Consider the following 14894-nt stretch of genomic DNA (forward strand, 5'->3'; position numbering starts at 1 on the left):
GGCACTTCATCCCGTCTCGAGGAGAAAACCAGATATGTCCATGGACTTCGGCGTCCCGCCGAATGCTGCAGAAACCCGCCGGCTCGTCGAGGAACGGCTGAAGGAGCAGCACAGCAGCGCCGGAGTAGCCGAGACCTTGACTGTCGAGTGGCGCGGTGGCCCTCGCCATGTCGAGGTGATCGATGTACCGCTGAATGTGCTCTTCTACAACCCTGGAACGCATCGCATCCGCGCGCAGCGCAGCCTTGACCTTCAGCGCGATGCCCATCTGGCCGCCGATCCCTGGAGTGCGGAAAGCCAGGACTACCTGCGCCATCTGCTGACCATCCGGCCGTCAGATCCCGACCATCGCGATGCAGCGTTCGACGATCTGAAGAAGAGTCTTCAGGAGCACAAGCAGAATGAACCCGGGCTGATCACTCGTGACGGGATTCTGGTCAACGGCAACACTCGTTGCGCGGCGCTGCGAGAACTCAAGAGCGCCAACCATATCCGGGTCGGTGTTCTGCCGGAATCCTGCGACTGGCGTGATATCAACGATGTCGAGTTGTCGCTACAGCTGCGCCCCGACAAAAGGCGTGACTACTCCTACATCAACCGATTGCTGGCAATCGAGGAGCAGCGAGACGAATTGCGTCTTGACCTGTCTGTCATTGCCAAAGCGTTCCGGACAGACGTTCGATCCTGTGAGCGGGACCTCTGGGTCCTCGCTCAGCTTCGCGACTTGATTACTCGTAGCACCACCTCCGGCGGAGCAGCGTTGCGGTTGATGGACCTCGAGCGCTCGCAGGAGAAGCTCGCGGAGCTCTATCGCGCATACGACAGGGAACAACCCAAGAGTCGAGAGCGCGCTGATCTGCTGAAGGAAGCCAGACTCGCCGCTATTGTGCTCGACTTCTCCAAAACCGATGTGCGCCATATCGGTTCGGACTTTCAGAGTCGGTATCTGGAGAAGACCCTGCCATCCGAGTTTCAGGCAGCCGAAGGCACGACGCCGGCCGCGGTTTCGATTCCAGGCCTGAACCGGACCGTCAAGGGTGCGAGCGCAAGTGTTTCGGCCGCACGCGCGGTTACCGATAAACTGTTGAAGGCCAAGGCGATGGAGGCAGCCCGTGCCGACGTGACACCTGCCGAACAATCGGCGGCGATGGGCGTGATCGCGGCCTACAGGGAAGCGTTCAACGATGCAATCGACAGCGCCGGCCGCGATAACCGGCTGCGCAAGAAGCGTCTGGCGGCCCCGGAGCGAATCAGTGATGCGTGCAAGGACCTCGAGCAGTCGATTACAGATGTCGTAATGTCTCGTGGCAACGCCAGTCTCGATGAGGGCGCATTCGACGATGCGCTGGAGCAACTCCGGGGCATTCTCGGCAAGCTTGCGATCGAGGCTCAGCGCAGTATCGATCTGCCAGGAACAGGATTGTCCTGGTTGATCGGGGCAGTGGAGCAACAGTCATGAGTATTGCAGAGGCCGCGGGACTTTCACTGCGGCTCGGTTTCGATGTGACGCGGACATGCGTGGAGTTGCGAACGGTTGCTGGATTGCAGCTCGACTTCGCGCACTTGATTGCCCGGATGGCCACCGGTGGCCAGCGTGGACCGCTATCCGCGGAAATCGAGCTCGACAATTTTCTTGCCAACCTCGGCGAGCTGGCGACATGGACTCATGACGGCGTCGAGTGGGATTCGGATCTGGTCGACCTCGTCAATGGGGTGCTGGACGATGCGGAAACGGTCGAGCGCAGTCTCGAGGGCGGGCCGACTCAAACCGATAGGGATACCGTCGGGGTCGATGACGTCGGCAGCCTGCTGGGTGCGGAATGGACAGCCGACCTGACCTCATTCCAGCGCCGCGATATCGCTCGATTGCTCTCGCTGCGGCACGGCGCGAACTTCAGTGTCCCCGGAGCTGGGAAAACACGTGTGGCGCTTGCCGTTTACGCGGCGATGCGCGAGCGGGGAGATGCCACCCGACTCTTGATCGTGGGGCCGAAGTCCGCCTATGAGTCCTGGGAGTTCGAGAGCTCTACCTGTTTCAAAGAGCCACTGCGAACCGCGGTACCGGGCCGCCCGGACGATCCGCTGGCCGAGCTGCGCATGGTGAACTATGAGCGTCTGGATCGTTCGCTGGGCAAGCTCGCGGCATGGCTCCGAGCAGGTCCCGCCATGGTTGTGCTCGACGAAGCTCATCGGATGAAGCTCGGTGCCAGCGGTACGTACGGGGCCGCCTGCCTGGCTCTGGGGCCACTCGCGACCAGACGACTTATCCTGACCGGAACGCCGGCTCCCAACGGTGCCAAAGACTTGGAGAACCTTCTGTCATTCGTGTGGCCCGGCCATGGCAAACGAGTCGTTACCGAGGCCGTCGGCGGAGGCGATTTGGCCTATGCCAGTTCGGTATTGCGTCCGTTGTTCACTCGTACGACCAAGCATGAACTGGGACTGCCACCGTTCGAGCCGAGGGTGCGCTACCTCGATATGCCACCGCTGCACGCCGAGATCTACGAGGCTCTGAAGGGCAACTTTTCTGCTCGCGCCGAAGGAGCGCGCGGCAGTATCGAGTCGCTGGGGAAGGCAATGCTCCGGCTCTTGATGGCGGCTACCAGCCCCGCCTTGCTGCTGGAAGGCGCAAGCAGATACGAGCCGCTCGAATACCAGCTGCCACCATTGGAACCGGCTCCCGGTGACTCGCTGTTCGAGCTTCTGCAGAACCTTCCGAGCTATGAATTCTCGCCGAAGTACCAGGAGATCGCAAAAATCGTTGCGGACAATGTTGCGCAGGGGCGAAAGACGTTGGTGTGGACGACCTTTGTCCGCAGCCTAACCACCTTGGAAAAACTGCTTTCGGGGTATGAACCCGCAGTGGTCTACGGCGGGACTGTTGACCGTGAAGAGCAGATACGCCGGTTTCGCGAGGACGCTGACTGCCACGTCCTGATCTCGAATCCGGCAACTCTGGGCGAGGGCATCAGCCTTCATCAGGTCTGTCATGATGCCGTCTACGTCGACAGAGACTTCATGGCAGGACGCTTTCTGCAGAGCCTGGATCGAATTCACCGACTGGGTCTGGCGCCCGGCACCGAAACCAGGGTGACCATCCTCGCAACGAGGAACACCGTCGACGAGGTGGTGCGGATCCGGTTGGAGCAGAAGCTGGAGTTCATGGGCCGGATTCTCGATGACCCTGCTGTCCAGCAACTCGCCGATCTGCAAGAGGAGCCAGCCGCAGGCGCAGGGATGGACGCGGCCGATGTACGGGCTCTACTTCGGCATCTCGACGAATCGGCGATATCCGGGATTGATTGAGTTACTGCACCTTCCGCCGACGACGCGCCGACACGGCACCCAGCAGGCGGTGTTTGCCACGATGTTTGTGCGAATCTACTGTGGTTCAGATGGTTCGGAACCCCGCGTGGACTCGGGACGAGTTGATCCTGGCATGTGACTTGGTCATGCGGAACGGATGGGCTGAACTGCGTGAAAATGATGCTCGGGTGCGGGAGTTGTCGGAGCTGCTGCGGTCGTTGCCGATCCATCCTTCTGCGGTACGTGACGAGAGATTCCGAAGTCTGAACAGCGTGTCGCGCAAGACCACGGATATTGCTACGCGGCATCCGGATTACAGCGGAAAGCGCACCCGCGGTGGCGCATTGGATCTTGCGGTGTTGAACGACTTCAGGGCAGCTCCGGCTCAGATGCAGGCCGTCGCTGCTCAGATTCGCCGCTCGGCCGCATCTGGGGAGTTGACCGTAGACATCGCATTTGTCGACGCCACTGTCGAATCCGGCGAAGGTGTCCGAGAGGGCGGTCTGCTAGAAGCGCTGCACTACCGGCGCGAGCGCAATCCCCGAATCAAGAGAAAGAAGATCGCTCAGTTCCTGCGCCATCATCGCCGGGTGCACTGCGAAGTCTGCGGCTTCGACTTCGAAGCTGTGTACGGCGAGCGCGGTAAGGAGTACATCGAGTGCCACCACATACTTCCTTTGCATGTTTCAGGTGAAACAGAGACCAGACTTGCTGATTTGATTCTGCTCTGCTCGAACTGCCACAGGATGGTTCATCGCGGGCCACAATGGCTGCGCCCTAATGAGTTGCGCGAGATCGTGGTGGCCAACACGGCACTCTAGGACGATGTTTGCTTCCGGCTCTGCCGTATCCCCTGCCAGGCGTCGGGGATGTAGCGGAGGCGTTCGGGGGCGAGGGTCCAGGCTGTGCGGATTGTGTGGCGGAAGAGGGTGAAGGCTAGGGCATCTGCTCGGGTCCAGTTCCAGCCCAATATCTTTCGGGCTTCCGGGGGCATGGTGGCGTTGGAGAGCCAGACGCCGATTGACATGACGGGGTAGCGGATCAGGGGCCAGAGGGGTTTTGGGATGAAGGGTGGGGCGGGGACTTTGGCTTTGTGGATGGTGGCGGCGAAGGTGGTGGTTTTGTTGGATTGCAGGACCTCCTGCCACATGTGAAGCCAGTAGGCGCGGTAGTTTTCGTAGTCGCCGAAGGCTGGGCGGTCGGACATGCCGTATAGGCGCCACCAGGTGAGACCCTCGGCCACCAACTGGGCTTTTTCGGCTTCGGTGAAGGGGGTGCCGAAGAATTCTTGGGTGGCGATGATGGATTCGTAGAAGGTTACGTGGGTCCACCAGAAGACTTCGGGGTTGAGGGCGTGGTAGCGGGTGCCTTCGGGGGTGATGCCTTTGATGGGTTTGTGGAAGTCTCGGACCTTGCGGGCTCGGGATTCGGGGTCGGGTTGGTAGATCATCGCTTGGATGGGGGCTACCGAGCGGTCGAAGCGGTCCATGGGGTCGGTGAAGAAGTTCGAATGGTGCTGGAGGGCGGCGTTCAGGACGGGGTGCATGTTCTGTAGGGTGCCGGCGCGGCCGAGGATGAGCATGGAGCGGATGTCGCCGAAGTGCTTCCAGGTCAAGGAGTTCGGGCCCAGCGGAGCGGAGGTGTTCCAGCCGGGGAGTTTGTCGAACACGGGCGTGCCTAACTCTGGGAGAAGCCGGGGGACAGTAGGGCGAGCGTGGTGTCGACCAGCTCGTCCACGGGGACTTCGGGGTGGGTGAGCCACCAATTCGCTACCGCTACAACGGATGACACGAGGATCGTGGCCGCGATCTCGGGGGTGTGCGGGGAGGCTCGGGGGTTCGGTGGGGGGAGTAGGGCCAGGATGCCGCGGTGGGAGAGGGAGCTCAGCTGCGCTACCACCTCGGAGATGTCGGGATCCTTTGTGGGAGAGAGGATCAGGCGCGTCGCGAGGGGGCGGTCCAGCATGAAGGTGAAGTAGGCGCGCAGGGCGCGGGGGAGGCGGGATTCGGGTGCGGCGGCCACCTCGGCGGTGATGCGGGCCAGCAGGGCTTCGGTTTCGGTGGTCAGCAGATCCAGGACCAGATCCTTCTTCGACGGGAAATGGTCGTAGAGGACCGGGCGGGTGATGCCCGCGGCGGTGGCGATATCGCGCATGGAGACCGCGTCATAGCCGTTGGCGGCGAACAGGTTTCGGGCGGCGTCGAGCACCAGCACACGACGTTCTGGGCCCTTCAGGCGACGGACCGGGCTAACCGACACGTGTGTAGGTTAACCCGGTCCCGAAGATCGCGAGGCGGAATCAGCTGGTGTGCCAGGTGATCACGTTCGCGAGATCAGCACGGGTGGTGCGGAATCCGTTGACGGCGTGATCGGGGTCGGGATAACCGAAGGACACCCCCGCGATGATCTGGCGACTCTCGGGAATGCCGAAGTACTCATGGAGGAAGGGGGAGTAGGACGCCAGGGCGGCTTGCGGGGCGGTGGCGATGCCGAGGCTTTGGGCGGCCAGGAGGAATGAGGTCAGGTAGAGGCCGCAGTCGACCGCGCCGTAGACGCCGAGGTCTGCCTCGGTGGTGAGGATGGCTACGTGGGGGGCGTCGAAGAGTTCGAAGTTGCGGAGCATTTGGCGGAGGGTGCCTTCGTGGTCGCCTCGGGCGACGCCGACGGCGGTGTAGAGCGCGCCGCCACACTCTCGGCGGCGGTCGCGGTAGACGCCGTTGTAGGCAGGGGGGAAGGGGAGGTCGGATTCGGTGGGGGTGCCGTTGATGTGGTCCAGCAGTGCCTTCCGGAAGCGGTCGGTGGCGTCGCCGTCGGTGATGGTCAGTTGCCAGGGCTGGGTGTTGCACCAGGACGGGGTGCGCTGGGCCGCTGTCAGGACCTGTTCGATGGTCTCGCGCGGGACCGGGTCGGGGCGGAAGGCTCGGCAGGTGTAGCGCTCGTCGAGCAGGGTGCGCAGGGTGCTGTAGGGGTCGGTCATGGGGGTCGCCTCTCCTTTGGTCTCGAAATGAGACCGATTGAACTTGGTCTCATATTAAGACCAAATGGGTAGGATTGGGAGATGCGGTATGAGGAGCTGGCCGAGGAGCCCTGTTCGATCACGCGGTCGCTGGTGGTGCTGGGGGATCGGTGGACGCTGCTGGTGATGAAGGCGGCGTTCTCGGGGGTGCGGCGGTTCAACGGGTTTCAGAACTATCTGGGGATCTCGCGGGGGCGGTTGCAGGATCGGCTGGATCGGCTGGTCGAGCATGGGATTCTCGTGAAGCAGAAGCCAGAAGTCGGTGTGCACGAGGAGTATCGGCTCACCGCCAAAGGGCATGAGGTGTATCCCATCCTGATGGCGTTCAAGGATTGGGGGGATGCGCATATGGCCCCGGACGGGCCGCCCGTGTACTACCGGCATCGGGACTGTGAGGGGGAGGCGCATGTGCACCTCGCGTGTGATCGCTGCGAACGTGAGCTCACCGCGCGCGATGTCGTGCCCGAGGCGGGACCGGGAATGCTGGCGCAGGTGTGAGCGCTCGCTCTCCCATGAGCCACCAGCCCTGGCATGGGCGATCCGGCACCACTGTGACCGGCCGGTCCTATAGTCGGCGGCATGGGTGAGTTGACGGTGCGTCCGGTCGAGGCCGCGGACGAGAAATTCCTGTGGGCGATGCTGTTCGAGGCCTCGTATTCCCATGAGCAGGGCCGGGTTTCGCCCGAGGAACTGCGGGATGTGCCGACGCTGGCCCATTACGTCGAGGGCTGGGGTGCGCCGGGGGATGTCGGCGTCATCGCGGAGCGGGACGGGGTGCCGTGCGGGGCCGCGTGGCTGCGGCTGTTCACGGGGGACAATGCCGCCTACGGATACGTGGATGACGAAACACCGGAGCTGGCCATCGGTGTCGCGCCCGGACAGCGCGGCGGCAGGATCGGCACCGTACTGATGACCGGTCTGCTCGAAGTCGCCCGAACCCGCTTCGCGAGTGTGAGTTTGAGTGTGCGACAGGAGAATCCGGCGCTACGCCTGTACGAGCGCCTGGGATTCGTCGTGGTGCCGAGTTCCGCGCACACCAACCCGGCCGGCAGTACCAGCCTCACAATGCTGTTGCGGTTCAGCTGATTACGCGTCGAAGGCGAGCACCCCGGGCGTGACGTAGTCGTCCGGATCGAGCAGCATGCGCAGCTTCGGGCCGTCGGGGATCCCCGCCAGCGCGGTCTCCAGCGGTGCCCGGAAGGCCGAACCGCGCGCGGTGATCAACGGCAGCCAATTGTCATGATGGTTGGGCACGAACACCTTTGCCCGCAGCGCCTCGATATAGCTGCGCGGATCGCGCAGGCCGTTGGTGAACTGGTTGTACCCCTGCACCGCACCCACGTGGACATCGGACACGGGTAGCTCGCGCAGCGTCTCGAGCACCTCCGGCGCCTTGTCCAGCAGCGGCCCGGACGAGTCATGCCAGGTGAGCGTGAAATTCTCGGTGCGGAACTGGTACAGCAGCACCCCGCCCTCCGGATCGGTCAACCGCCGGATGAGATGGGCGGTATCGGCGAGAGTCGTTGGATACCTGCGCATATCGCGGATCTGCGGGATGGGCTTGACCGGTTCGCAGGCATCCGCGCCCGCGTATCGCTCGGTGCGCGCGGAATGGATGTGCCGAACCGCGGTCACCGAAATCCCGGGCGCGAGTTCGAAATCGTAGCGAGCACCGGGCCGGGATTCGCTCGAACCCAATGTCACACAGGCGAATTCGGGCGCATCGACCTGCTTGCGCGCGGTCGCGCAATGTTCGGCCGTTCCGTAGATCACCGCACCGCCGGCCTGCGCGATCGGCCCGGCGTCGGCGGCATGATCGAAATGCCCGTGCCCGATGAAGATCGCCGCCGGTCGCAGTGCCGCCACCTCGGCGGGTGTGGTCGGCACGTAGCCGGAGGTCGCGCCGCGCGGCACCCAGGCATCGAGCAGGAATACCGAACCACCCAGCGCCACCGCGAAACTCGCGCATCCGAACCAGCTCAGCACCACCTGATCCGAACGCACCGCGCCGGTTTCGGCGTCCACCATATCGGCTCCGAAGAACCGCCGCCGTGCCGCGATGGTCTCGGCGAGCGTCGGCTCGGCGATCGGCTGAACTCCGATGCGCTCGGCGAGTGCGCCGAAGCCGCGCCGCAGCGGCGTCACCAACCCGCGCTGAATCGACTCGCCCAGACTGCCCAGCTCAGGATTGCGCGCCACCGATAGTCCTCTCGCCCGCGGAACCGCCGGTCCCGCCCCGTCGCCCGCATTCTGCCCGGGTTCACGCGGCTTGTCAGCGAGCCTGCTTGGTGAAGGTCAGGTGGGTGACGTTCTCGGACGACTCCTTCCGGGTGCACGAATATCCCGGCAATGTGCCCAGACCGTCGTAGAGGCGTTCTCCCGCGCCGAGCAGCAGCGGTACCTGGGCCAGGTGCAGTTCGTCGACGAGTCCCGCGCGCAGGAACTGCCGGACCGTGGCCGCGCCGCCGCCGAGGCGCACATCTTGGCCGCCGGCGGCGTCGAAGGCGCGCTTCAGGACCGCTTCGGGGGTGTCGTTCACGAAGTGGAAGACGGTGCCGCCCGCCATTTCCACCGATGGCCGCGGGTGGTGGGTGAGGACGAAGGTGTCGTGGTGGTAGGGCGGGTTCGGGCCCCACCAACCGGTCCAGGAGTGGTCCGGCCATTCGCCGCGGATCGGCCCGAACATATTGCGCCCCATGATGGTCGCGCCGATGTTCACATCGCCCTCGACGGCGTAGCGCTGGTCGATGCCGCCCTCGCCGGTCGCCGCCGCGCCGGACATGCCGCGACCGTAGTCGGTGTCGAAGATCCAGGTGTGCAGATCCTCTCCGCCTACGCCCAGGGGGTTGTCCAGGCTCTGGTCCGGCCCGGCGACGTAGCCATCCAGGGAGATCGACAGGTTGTGCACTCGAAGTTTCGGCATGACGCACCTCATAACTGGTTGTGGTTTGCAATCGGTTAGCAGCATAGATCCAACCGGTTGCGATGCGCAATCGGCTTGGCGAAAAAGCTTTGAACGGAGCACGATTCGGTCACCTAACCGTTAACCGAGACCTTGCCGTTGCGCTGGGCTACCCCTCGGTGAATGTCGGAACACGACCGTGACGAACTGGTAGGTGAATGTTCAGCCCTTTGTTAATCACGTGGCGTTGCATCGATATCAGGGATAGCTGAACGGAGGCTATCGATAGGGCAATTGGGGACCACCATGTACAACGACGTGCATGCGGCCGCGCGGGACGACCACAAGTACACGATGCGGATCAGCCGGCTGGCCATAGACAAACTCGGAATCCGGCTCTACGACCGGGTTTCGGCCGTACTGGCCGAACTCATCGCGAACTCCTACGATGCCGACGCCACCGAGGTGGAGGTCTCACTACCGTGGGGCGTCACCCTCGCCGGTACGGTGCGCGCCGCCGATGAGCCCGCGTATCAGATCGTGGTGTCCGACAACGGACATGGCATGACCACCGAGGAGATCAATCAGCACTATCTGATGGTCGGCTCGGACCGGCGCGTTCGCTACGGCACCGACCTGTCCCGCGAACGCGGGCGACCGGTGATGGGCCGCAAGGGAATCGGCAAGCTCGCCGCGTTCGGCATCTGCCGGACCATCGAAGTGATCACCGCCGGAAGCCATTCCGGCGATGAGGGCGCGCTCGGCTGGCCCGTCTCCCATCTGGTGATGGATCTGGACGATATGCTCTCGGACACCGAACGCGACTACTACCCGCAACCGGGTCCGCTGGACGGCACCTTCACCGCCAAGCGCGGCACCACCGTCATTCTGCGAGACTTCTTCCGCAAGAGGGTGAATACCGGCACCGAACTGAGCCGCCAGCTCGCTTCGCGCTTCGGTATCGAACGCTCGGACTGGCGGGTGCGGGTGCGCAATTGCATCGGGCAGGAGAGCTTCACGCTCAGCGATCTGGCCATCGATGTCATGGAGGACACCCGCATCGACGTGAGCAGGGTGCCGGTGCGCTTCGGGCATAAATTCCTGCCGATCACCGGCTGGATCGCCTATTCGAAACAGCCGTACCGCGATGACGCCATGGCCGGGGTGCGCATTTACGCGCGCGGCAAAATCGTCGCGCAGACAAGGGATTTCGGCATTCCCGCCGGATTCACCGGTGAGTTCAAACTGCGCTCCTATCTGGTCGGCGCGGTGCACGTGGACTGGCTCGACGATGAGGAGGATCTGGTCCGCTCCGACCGGCAGGACATCATGTGGAACTCCCCGCGCGGTGAGGCGCTGGCCCAGTGGGGTCAGGCGTTGATCAAGGAGATCGGCCGCATCGGCGAGAAATCCATTCGCCGCCGGGTCTGGGAGGAGTTCGTGGACCGCTCCCGGTTGCGCCAGACGCTGGAGGCGATCGCGCCGGGGGACCGGCTGTTCCGCGATTCGGTGATCGACGCCGCGCGAATCCTGGTGGCGCACAAGGACCGCGCCTCACTCGATGATCCCGCGCATATCGAGAACATGGTGCGCCTGGCGCTGTCGCTCGGACCGCAGCGCAGCCTGCTCGAAACCCTCAAGGAGATAGCGGATGACGCCGATCAGGAACTCGATGTCGTAGTGGCGCTGTTCGAACGGGCCCGCATCGCCGAAATCTATTCGCTCGGCCAGATCGCGAGTGAACGCGTCGCCGTGGTGGATCGGTTGCGCGCGCTCATCGACGAACGCCGCTCACTCGAGCGTCCCTTCCAGGAGCTCATCGAGAGCGCGCCGTGGCTGCTCGCACCGGAGTGGACGCCGCTGGGCATGAACGAATCGCTCAAACGCGTGCGCGCCAGCTTCGAACGCTGGTACGCGCACAAGTTCGGCACCACCCTGCTCACCAGCGCCATCGGCAGTCCGAAACGCGAGCCGGATTTCGTGCTGCTGCACGATTCGGGCGAGCTGTGGATCGTGGAGATCAAGCGGATGGACTACCACCTCACCGATGAGGAGTACAACCGCGCGGTCAACTACCTCTACGAACTCGATCGCTTCCTCGATGAGAATCCCCGCATCGGCGCCCAATTCCCGCGCCGCAGGCTGACTTTCATCGTCGACCACATCGACCGCCTGGGCCCGGCGTCGCTGTCCTCGCTGATGAGCGATCAGCGGGTGGACCGCCGCACCTGGCGCGAACTCCTGGACGCCACCTTGCGCGCGCATCGCGACTTCCTGGATCGCGTCTACGCCATGCGCGGCAGCCAGGAGGACGAGGGCACGGCCCGGGCGGGCTAGCGAATTCGGCCCGCTCGGCGGGCAACCCCCCAGCGCGATGCGACACCTCCAATGGCGTGGGTGTCGCATCGCTTTCGTCCGGCCCGCGATTTCGGGACCTGTCACAGCGGGGCGGCAACACCATAGAACCGGACGAGTCGGACGCCCTGCGCGGGCGCGTGCGTGCGGTTGCCGTCCGCGTGACACCATGGACCCGCGCGCGGGGGCGCAACTCTGTTATCCGGACGGTCGAGAAGGTTTGGAAATGCTGCACGGCACGGTCAAGTGGTTCGACAGCGCTAAGGGCTTCGGATTCATCAGCCCCGACGGCGGCGGTCCGGATGTGTTCGTGGAGTACACCGCCGTCGAGGGTGACGGTTTTCGTTCGCTGGCCGAGGGACAGCGCGTGGAGTTCGAGGTGCGTCGCACCAAGCCGGGGCCGGAGGCGGTCATCGTGCGTGTCGTCGCGGCGGGCTACTGAGTAATTCCGCGGCGGTCGGCGGCGTATGCGCCGAATCGGCCGGTGCCGGTCCGGTGAATTCCTTTGCGCCTCGCGCGACTTCGTTGCCGTGGTAGTCGGCGATTGATGCGATTGCATTTGTGCCCGCAATTCGACGGTATCTGATTCCTATATCTCCTCCGCTGTCGCGAGTCAGGCGAAACCATCGGGCTGCTCGCATATTTCGAGCAATATCGAATAGCGCGTGGTCCTCGCGATGCGGCCGCGAACAGAACGCTCTCTCCGCTGTCCGATAGGAATCGGACAACTCTCATGCCCGGCTCTCCCGCAAGGTGGCAGAGGCCGGCGGGGGTGCTCTCCCGTGACACTCTCCCGGAGGCCGGAAGCGCTGCTGGTCCAGGCATTTTCGCAGCTCCCATGCCCATGGAAATAGGGGCGTGATTGGCACGTTATAGACGAGAATTTGATCTGAACATGACTCGGGTCACACAATCCGATTTCGGTGACGCCGATCACATCGTGCTAATGCCCCGTAACGAGCGCGAAAAGCCCGCCGATATGCTGGCTGTCGGAAGTACAACCGAGATTCATTGAGAGGCATTTACATGATCCCCGTTATCATCGACACCGGTTCCGCTGCTCTGGGTGGTCTGTTCGACACCTTCGGTGCCGCACTGCATGGCATCCTGAACACGCTGTGGACCGGCTCCTTCGGCCGCTAAAAAGCGCCACACGAGCCGAAAAGGCCGACCTCGGGTTTCGCAGCCCTGAGGTCGGCCTTTTGTCATTTCCCGCGAATTCGTGACCGATCACATGCCCATCACGGCCCGTGTGTGGCCTGCATCGCAACCGCTTGTGATAGCCGATAATTAGCCGGTCAAACGAAGTTTTCTCTCGTTTCGACAGCCCTCTCCCGATGCCCTAGGTTGGCCGGGGTCAGACGGCCGTCCAAGAGAAAGCGGGGCCGATGAACGTCGATGCCCTCAAAGCCAGCTGGCGCCTCGTAGAACGCGCCGGCGACGAAGCGATCCAGTACTTCTACGCACACCTGTTCCTGGCGCACCCCGAGGTCCGGGACATGTTCCCGATCCGGATGACCACCCAGCGCGGCCGCTTCTTCGCCGCCCTCGGCCGCATCGTCAGCAATGTCGAAACCCTGGCCGCCGATCCCGAATTCGTCGCCCAGCTGGGCCGCGACCATCGCCGCTTCGGCGCGGTGGCCGCGCACTACCCGGCCGCGGGCGGATCCCTGCTCGCCACCCTCGCGCACTTTCACGGCCCGCGCTGGACCGAGGAATTGGCGCAGACCTGGACCGCCGCGTACCAGGCCGTCGCGGGCATCATGATCGCCGCGGCCGAACAGGCCGAGCAGATCGACGGCCAGCCCGCCTGGTGGGAGGCGGAAATCGTCGCCACCGAGAAGCGCAGCATCGATGTCACCGTGCACACGGTGCGACCGCTCCAGCCGTATCGGTACGCCGCGGGCCAGTCCCTGGCCATCGAGATCCCGCAGCGTCCGCGACTGTGGCGCTACTACTCACCCGCCAACGCGCCGCGCGCCGACGGCACCTTCGATATCCACGTCCAGGTGGTGGACGGCGGCGAGGTCAGCGCCACCTTCGCCAGATCGGTCCGGCCGGGTGATCGGTTGCGGCTGGGCGCACCGGTGGGGACGGCGTTCGTGATCCCGCCGAACGCGGTCGACAATCTGCTGCTCATCGCGGGCGGCTCCGGATTGGCGCCGCTGCGAGCGGTTTTGGACGGTATCGAGGATGAGGCGCACAGCACCGGGATCGCACCGCGCGTGCACCTGTTCCACGGTGTGCGCACCGCCTGGAACCTCTACGACCATGAGGCGCTGACCATGCGCACCGAGCAACCCTGGTTCACCTACACCCCGGTCGTCTCCGAGGATCCGGGATTCCACGGCGTACAGGGCACGGTCGGCGCGGTCGCGGCGCGCGGCCGCGATCTGACCGGCGGCGCGACCGCACTGGTATGCGGTTCACCGAATATGGTCGCCGCCACCGTTTCCGCGCTCACCGGCGCTGGAATGCCGCGGCACGCAATCAGATTCGAGACGTTCGGCCAATCGGCGGCGTCCGACCAGCAGCGCGGATTCGACAAGGTTGGCCAATGGATGTGACACCCGAAGACATTCAATCCGCCCGATTCAAGGGTGCGCGACTGGGACGCCGCGGCTATGACGCGGACGATGTCGATCTCTTCCTCACCCAGGTGCGCGGCGCCATGACCAAGGTGGCGCGCGAGAATCGGCAGTTGACGCTCACCAGCAATTCCGAGGAACTGGCCCGGTTGCAACGGGAAAATCGGCAGTTGGCCTCGAAATGCGATGCGCTGCAAATGCAGATGCAGACCATGGCCTCCGCCGGGGAGCTCGCCGAAATGCAGCGCCAGCTCGCCAATGCCAATTGGGAGATCTCCCGGCTTCAGGGCGAGATGGCCAAGGACGCGCTCGGCATCAGCGCCCAGGCCGTCGACGTGCTCAATCGCGCGCAATTGTCCGCGGATTCGATCGTGGAACAGGCCGAGGAACACGCCCGCGACCTGATGCGGGTCGCGCGTGAGCAGCAGCGCGAAATGCTCTATCAGGCAAGGGAATCCGGGGTGCGCGCCACTGGCGGCGACCAGGAATCCATGGAACAGTTGCGCGCCTACTCCGGACTGCTGCGCAACCAATTGCAGGCCATGATCATGACGCTGTCGGTGGAGGTGGACAAGCTGGCCCTGCTCCCCATGCCCGGCGTGACCGATCCCGGCTCGGAAATCACCAGCGGCTCTTCACGTTCGCGTGATCTGCCGGTCACCGGATCATGGCAGCCTTCGGACAACTGAGTATCGAATCATCAACGCAGGAAAGAGAAGTGGGGGAA

The 14894-nt window shown here is 64.0% G+C and carries 14 protein-coding genes; 9 read left to right on the forward strand and 5 right to left on the reverse strand.

Going from position 1 to position 14894, the window contains the following annotated elements; translation table 11 throughout:
- Positions 1 to 34: 34 nt before the first annotated feature.
- The 3 genes from AB0L82_RS03345 (at position 35) to AB0L82_RS03355 (ending at position 4127) form a co-directional block, all read left to right on the forward strand.
- Positions 35 to 1459: a transcriptional regulator gene (locus AB0L82_RS03345; RefSeq protein ID WP_364630307.1), complete on the forward strand. Its 1425-nt coding sequence runs from the start codon at positions 35 to 37 to the stop codon at positions 1457 to 1459.
- Positions 1456 to 3306, forward strand: coding sequence for a DEAD/DEAH box helicase (locus AB0L82_RS03350; RefSeq protein ID WP_364630310.1), 1851 nt, complete (start codon positions 1456 to 1458; stop codon positions 3304 to 3306). The genes AB0L82_RS03345 and AB0L82_RS03350 overlap by 4 nt, the downstream gene beginning before the upstream one ends.
- Positions 3307 to 3578: 272 nt before the next feature.
- Positions 3579 to 4127 carry an HNH endonuclease gene (locus AB0L82_RS03355; protein ID WP_364630313.1) on the forward strand — a complete coding sequence of 183 codons (549 nt, stop codon included), beginning with the start codon at positions 3579 to 3581 and terminating at the stop codon, positions 4125 to 4127.
- On the opposite strand, the gene AB0L82_RS03360 is transcribed toward AB0L82_RS03355, so the two are convergent.
- The 3 genes from AB0L82_RS03360 to AB0L82_RS03370 are packed head-to-tail and all read right to left on the reverse strand — an operon-like array spanning position 4124 to position 6283.
- Positions 4124 to 4975, reverse strand: coding sequence for an oxygenase MpaB family protein (locus AB0L82_RS03360; protein ID WP_364630316.1), 852 nt, complete (start codon positions 4973 to 4975; stop codon positions 4124 to 4126). The two genes, AB0L82_RS03355 and AB0L82_RS03360, sit on opposite strands and share 4 nt — an antisense overlap.
- An 8-nt stretch (positions 4976 to 4983) precedes the next feature.
- Entirely contained in the window at positions 4984 to 5565 is a 582-nt protein-coding gene (locus tag AB0L82_RS03365; RefSeq protein WP_364630319.1) for a TetR/AcrR family transcriptional regulator, read from the reverse strand.
- 40 nt (positions 5566 to 5605) lie between these two features.
- A complete protein-coding gene (locus tag AB0L82_RS03370) occupies positions 5606 to 6283 on the reverse strand; it encodes a nitroreductase (RefSeq protein WP_364630322.1) in 678 nt (225 codons plus the stop codon).
- A gap of 81 nt (positions 6284 to 6364) precedes the next feature.
- On the opposite strand from AB0L82_RS03370, the gene AB0L82_RS03375 reads away from it, so the two are divergent.
- Complete coding sequence (locus tag AB0L82_RS03375; RefSeq protein ID WP_364630324.1) at positions 6365 to 6820, forward strand: helix-turn-helix domain-containing protein; 456 nt, start codon at positions 6365 to 6367, stop codon at positions 6818 to 6820.
- An 81-nt stretch (positions 6821 to 6901) separates the two neighbouring features.
- Positions 6902 to 7408, forward strand: a complete 507-nt coding sequence (locus AB0L82_RS03380; protein WP_364630327.1) for a GNAT family N-acetyltransferase — start codon at positions 6902 to 6904, stop codon at positions 7406 to 7408.
- Here the strand turns inward: AB0L82_RS03380 and AB0L82_RS03385 are convergent, their stop codons facing one another.
- A complete protein-coding gene (locus AB0L82_RS03385; protein ID WP_364630330.1) occupies positions 7409 to 8521 on the reverse strand; it encodes an MBL fold metallo-hydrolase in 1113 nt (370 codons plus the stop codon). It lies immediately after the preceding gene.
- A gap of 73 nt (positions 8522 to 8594) precedes the next feature.
- A complete protein-coding gene (locus tag AB0L82_RS03390; protein WP_364630333.1) occupies positions 8595 to 9245 on the reverse strand; it encodes a dihydrofolate reductase family protein in 651 nt (216 codons plus the stop codon).
- A gap of 285 nt (positions 9246 to 9530) precedes the next feature.
- On the opposite strand from AB0L82_RS03390, the gene AB0L82_RS03395 reads away from it, so the two are divergent.
- The 4 genes from AB0L82_RS03395 (at position 9531) to AB0L82_RS03410 (ending at position 14856) form a co-directional block, all read left to right on the forward strand.
- Positions 9531 to 11561: an ATP-binding protein gene (locus AB0L82_RS03395; protein WP_364630336.1), complete on the forward strand. Its 2031-nt coding sequence runs from the start codon at positions 9531 to 9533 to the stop codon at positions 11559 to 11561.
- 244 nt (positions 11562 to 11805) lie between these two features.
- Positions 11806 to 12021, forward strand: a complete 216-nt coding sequence (locus AB0L82_RS03400; RefSeq protein ID WP_364630339.1) for a cold-shock protein — start codon at positions 11806 to 11808, stop codon at positions 12019 to 12021.
- A 946-nt stretch (positions 12022 to 12967) separates the two neighbouring features.
- Positions 12968 to 14146, forward strand: coding sequence for a globin domain-containing protein (locus tag AB0L82_RS03405; RefSeq protein ID WP_364630342.1), 1179 nt, complete (start codon positions 12968 to 12970; stop codon positions 14144 to 14146).
- Complete coding sequence (locus AB0L82_RS03410; protein ID WP_364630345.1) at positions 14137 to 14856, forward strand: DivIVA domain-containing protein; 720 nt, start codon at positions 14137 to 14139, stop codon at positions 14854 to 14856. Before AB0L82_RS03405 ends, AB0L82_RS03410 begins: the two co-directional genes overlap by 10 nt.
- Positions 14857 to 14894 lie beyond the last annotated feature (38 nt).

The sequence above is a fragment of the Nocardia sp. NPDC052001 genome, from assembly GCF_040680615.1.
Classification (GTDB): domain Bacteria; phylum Actinomycetota; class Actinomycetes; order Mycobacteriales; family Mycobacteriaceae; genus Nocardia.

What these genes read in the sequence shown, in the direction of transcription:
- AB0L82_RS03350 (WP_364630310.1), top strand. Translation starts at nt 1,456, where the DNA reads ATGAGTATTGCAGAGGCCGCGGGACTTTCACTGCGGCTCGGTTTCGAT.
- AB0L82_RS03370 (WP_364630322.1), bottom strand. Translation starts at nt 6,283, where the DNA reads ATGACCGACCCCTACAGCACCCTGCGCACCCTGCTCGACGAGCGCTAC.
- AB0L82_RS03345 (WP_364630307.1), top strand. Translation starts at nt 35, where the DNA reads ATGTCCATGGACTTCGGCGTCCCGCCGAATGCTGCAGAAACCCGCCGG.
- AB0L82_RS03395 (WP_364630336.1), top strand. Translation starts at nt 9,531, where the DNA reads ATGTACAACGACGTGCATGCGGCCGCGCGGGACGACCACAAGTACACG.
- AB0L82_RS03400 (WP_364630339.1), top strand. Translation starts at nt 11,806, where the DNA reads ATGCTGCACGGCACGGTCAAGTGGTTCGACAGCGCTAAGGGCTTCGGA.
- AB0L82_RS03380 (WP_364630327.1), top strand. Translation starts at nt 6,902, where the DNA reads ATGGGTGAGTTGACGGTGCGTCCGGTCGAGGCCGCGGACGAGAAATTC.
- AB0L82_RS03390 (WP_364630333.1), bottom strand. Translation starts at nt 9,245, where the DNA reads ATGCCGAAACTTCGAGTGCACAACCTGTCGATCTCCCTGGATGGCTAC.
- AB0L82_RS03405 (WP_364630342.1), top strand. Translation starts at nt 12,968, where the DNA reads ATGAACGTCGATGCCCTCAAAGCCAGCTGGCGCCTCGTAGAACGCGCC.
- AB0L82_RS03410 (WP_364630345.1), top strand. Translation starts at nt 14,137, where the DNA reads ATGGATGTGACACCCGAAGACATTCAATCCGCCCGATTCAAGGGTGCG.
- AB0L82_RS03375 (WP_364630324.1), top strand. Translation starts at nt 6,365, where the DNA reads ATGCGGTATGAGGAGCTGGCCGAGGAGCCCTGTTCGATCACGCGGTCG.